This window comes from Dietzia sp. DQ12-76 (genome assembly GCF_014145045.1).
In the GTDB taxonomy this organism is placed as follows: Bacteria; Actinomycetota; Actinomycetes; order Mycobacteriales; family Mycobacteriaceae; genus Dietzia.
The window spans coordinates 1-3,761 of record NZ_JAALDV010000489.1 but is presented as its reverse complement, the minus strand read 5'-3'; the positions used below and the strand labels follow the sequence as shown (position 1 = coordinate 3,761).

The following is a 3,761-nucleotide window of genomic DNA, read 5'->3' as shown; positions in this document are numbered from 1 at the left end:
CCACGATCTCCGAGGCGTTCGCGCGGATCGCCGCGGGACCGTGGTCGAGCCAGTCGGTGGCGAGCCCGGTGCGGAGTGTCAGCCCGCCGACCGCCACCGGATCGAGCACCCACGGCGTGCCGTGTTCCCTGGCCGAGGCGATCGCCGCGTGCATGCCCTCCACCTGTTCGGCCGTCGGGTTTCCCACGTTGATCAGCACCCCGGTGGCGACGGCCGCGAAGTCGGCGGCCTCCTCGGGGTGGTCGACCATCGCCGGCGCCGCACCGGCGGCGAGCAGGACGTCGGCCGTGACCTGACGGACCACCGAGTTGGTCAGGCAGTGCACCAACGGTTCGGTCCGGCGCATCGCCGAGACCAGGTGTGCGATGTCGACGGAGCTGGAGCTTGGACCGGAGCCGGGATCGGACATCCCCCCAGTGTGCCGCCCCCGTCCGGGCGCGGCACGGAATAGGCCCCGCGGGACGGGGGTTGGACCCGTCATGACCCCCTCCCCGCTGCCCCTGTCCGTGATCGACTTCGCCTCGGTCCGCCCGGGGCAGTCCGTCGGCGACGCGCTGCGGGACTCGGTCGCCCTGGCCCGCAAGGCGGAGGAACTCGGGTACGAGCGGGTCTGGTACTCCGAGCACCACAACATGGGGTCCATCGCCTCCTCGGCCCCGGCGGTGCTCATGGCGCACATCGCCTCGCAGACACAGCGGATCCGGCTGGGGTCCGGCGGGGTGATGCTGCCCAACCACTCGCCGCTCGTGATCGCCGAGCAGTTCGGCACACTCGCCGAGCTGCACCCGGGCCGTATCGACCTGGGACTGGGCCGGGCCCCGGGCACCGACCCGCAGACGTTCCGCGCTCTACGTCGTGACCCGTCGGCCGCCGAGCGCTTCCCCGACGACGTCCGTGAACTCCAGGCCTTCCTGGGGGACTCGCCCTCGGACCTCGCCCGTACCCGCGGGATCACGGCGACGCCCGGACGCGGGACCAGGATCCCGCTCTACATCCTCGGGTCCTCCCTGTTCGGCGCGCAGCTGGCCGCCGCGTACGGACTGCCCTACGCGTTCGCCTCGCACTTCGCGCCCGATGCGCTCGAGCAGGCCTCGGCGGTGTACCGCGACCGCTTCGAGCCCAGCGATCAGCTGGCCGAGCCGTACATGATCGCCGCGGTCAACGTGGTGGCCGACGACGACACGGAGCGAGCGGCAGGTGAACTGCACTGGTATCGCCGTCAGCGCGTCAAGCTCATGGCCGGACGCGGACGCCACTTCTCGGACGAGGAGCTGGACATGGTGATGGAATCGGCGGCCGGTCGCCAGATCCTGCACATGATCTCCTACACCGCGGTGGGTGACGGGCCGGAGGTCCGCGACTACCTGGCGGACTTCGCCGAACGCGCGGGCGCGGACGAGTTGATGATCGCCCCGGTGGGCTCGAGCCGTGAGCGGGTGCACGGATCGCTGGAGGTCCTGCGCCGGTCGTGGGCTGCCTGAGAGGACGGTCGCCGCGTGCCCTTGGTCACGTATCCGACCCTCCTTGCTACTCGCCGGTAGCCGCGAATCGGAGAGCGCGCCTAGAGTTGATCCATGGCCATTTCTGATGTAGGCGAGTACGCGCACCTGACTACCGAGCAGATCGACGAGCTCGGACGGGAGCTCGACGCGATCAGGGCCGATGTGTTGGCATCCCGCGGGGACCGGGATTACCGGTACATCCACAGCGTGATCCGGCTGCAACGGGGAATCGAACTCGGGGCCCGGGCCGTGTTGTACCTCGGCGCGCGGAACCGGACCGCCTGGGTTCTGGGTACAGGGGCTCTGGCAGTGGCCAAGATCCTCGAGAACATGGAGATCGGGCACAACGTCCTGCACGGGCAGTGGGACTGGATGAACGACCCGGAGATCCACTCCACCACGTGGGAATGGGACCTGGTCGGCAGCTCGGCGGACTGGAAGCACACGCACAACTATCTGCATCACAAGTTCACCAACATCGTCGGGATGGACGACGACGTGGGGTTCGGGGTCCTGCGGGTCACACGTGACATTCCGTGGGAGCCCAGGTTCTCCGCGAACTTGCTCGTCAACACCGCGCTCATGGCGGGATTCGAGTGGGGGATCGGACTGCAGGGGGTCCGTGTCCAGGACGCGCTCCCGGGCTCCGATGCCAGCCCGGCCGACCAGCGCACCGCCCGTGCGTTCCTGCGCAAGGCGGGAAAGCAGGTGCTCAAGGACTACATCCTGTTCCCCGTTCTGGCCGGGCCGGCCGGACGGCAGGCGCTGACCGCGAGCTTCGCCGCGAACATCATCCGGAACATCTGGACCAACGCGGTGATCTTCTGCGGGCACTTCCCGGACGGGGCCGAGAAGTTCACGGCCAAGGACGTGAAGCACGAGTCGCAGGCCGAGTGGTACCTGCGCCAGATGCTCGGCAGTGCCAACCTCGACGGCGGCCCGGTCATGAGCCTCATGTCGGGCAACCTGTCGTTCCAGATCGAGCACCACATGTTCCCCGACCTGCCGTCCAACCGGTACGCGGAGATCTCGCTCCGGGTCCGGGAGTTGTGCGACCGGTACGACCTGCCCTACGTGAGCGGACCGCTGTGGAAGCAGTACCTGCAGTCCTGGCGCACCATCGCGAGGCTCTCACTGCCCGACAGGTTCCTCCACCGGACCGCCGACGACGCGGCGGAGACCCGCAGCGAGAAGATGTTCGACCGGATGCCGAAGATGCCGGGTCTGACGTCCGCACTGGCTGCGCTCCGGCAGAAGGGGCGCGCCCAACTGGTCCACTGACCCCTTTGGCAGACTGGCCGGCATGTCGCTGAAGAGCATGTTGGAGGCCGCCTCGGCCGGTGGGACCGTGGAGATCGCGGACGGGTGGACACAGGGCCGGGCGATCTACGGGGGACTGACCGGAGCCCTGCTGCTCGCGGCGGCCAAAGGCCGCGTGAGGGATGCGTCGCCGTCAGGGGTGGGGGCCGGGTCGGGAGACGGCGTGGCCGCCGGTTCTTTACACCCGTTGAGATCATTCACCGTCTCGTTCGTCGGCCCTGCTACGACGGGCGGCGTCGAGGTCGACGCGGAGATCCTCCGGGTCGGGAAGAACGTGACGCAGGCCCGGGCCACCCTGCGACAGGAGGGCGCGATCGTCGCCACGGCACTGGCGGCGTTCGGGCGGCACCGCGAGTCCACCATCGCCGTCGCGCCGCGACATCCCGTGCCGGAGTTGCCGGAACCCGGCACGATCGAACCGTTTCCGTACATCGAGAAGGTGACCCCCGAGTTCTACCGGTTCCTCGCGTTGAGGCAGGTGGGTGGCGCCCTGCCCTTCAGCGGAGCCGAGACCGGCGATCTGTCGGGCTGGGCGCAGTTGCGCGAGGCCCCGGAGGAGTTCCACGAGGAGCACCTGTTGGTGCTCGCGGACGCCTGGCCGCCGGCGACCATCCAGATGCTCTCCGGGTTCGCGCCCGCCAGCAGTCTGACCTGGACGCTGGAGCTCGTCTCGGAAGTCGGCCCCGACACGATCCCGCCGGAGGCGGTCTTCGCGTACGAGGCCACCACCGATGCCTCCCGCGACGGGTACGCCCACACGCACGCCATGCTGTGGGGACCCGATGGGGCACTGACGGCGATCAGCCGCCAGACCATCACCGTGTTCGGGTGACGGCCGGCGGCTGATCGATCGGGCGACTCGAGGGGGAGCGGACTCAGCCGGCGGGGCGGCTGGCCCTCCGGCGCTCGCCGCCCCGCGGCTGCCCCGCACTCTGGGCG

The 3,761-nt window shown here is 69.7% G+C and carries 4 protein-coding genes; 3 read left to right on the top strand and 1 reads right to left on the bottom strand.

The genetic code is table 11. From position 1 onward, the window contains the following. A partial coding sequence (locus tag G6019_RS15320) for a hydroxyethylthiazole kinase (RefSeq protein WP_375539772.1) occupies positions 1-346 on the bottom strand: 346 nt, incomplete at its 3' end. A 133-nt stretch (positions 347-479) separates the two neighbouring features. Here G6019_RS15320 and G6019_RS15315 point away from each other — a divergent pair. The 3 genes from G6019_RS15315 to G6019_RS15305 all read left to right on the top strand — a co-directional run bounded on the left by G6019_RS15315 (position 480) and on the right by G6019_RS15305 (position 3,654). Next, positions 480-1,481 carry an LLM class flavin-dependent oxidoreductase gene (locus tag G6019_RS15315; protein ID WP_182613672.1) on the top strand — a complete coding sequence of 334 codons (1,002 nt, stop codon included), beginning with the start codon at positions 480-482 and terminating at the stop codon, positions 1,479-1,481. 93 nt (positions 1,482-1,574) lie between these two features. Next, positions 1,575-2,783 carry a fatty acid desaturase family protein gene (locus tag G6019_RS15310; protein WP_107757642.1) on the top strand — a complete coding sequence of 403 codons (1,209 nt, stop codon included), beginning with the start codon at positions 1,575-1,577 and terminating at the stop codon, positions 2,781-2,783. Between the two features lie 22 nt (positions 2,784-2,805). Next, positions 2,806-3,654 carry a thioesterase family protein gene (locus tag G6019_RS15305; protein ID WP_107757641.1) on the top strand — a complete coding sequence of 283 codons (849 nt, stop codon included), beginning with the start codon at positions 2,806-2,808 and terminating at the stop codon, positions 3,652-3,654. Positions 3,655-3,761: the final 107 nt, after the last annotated feature.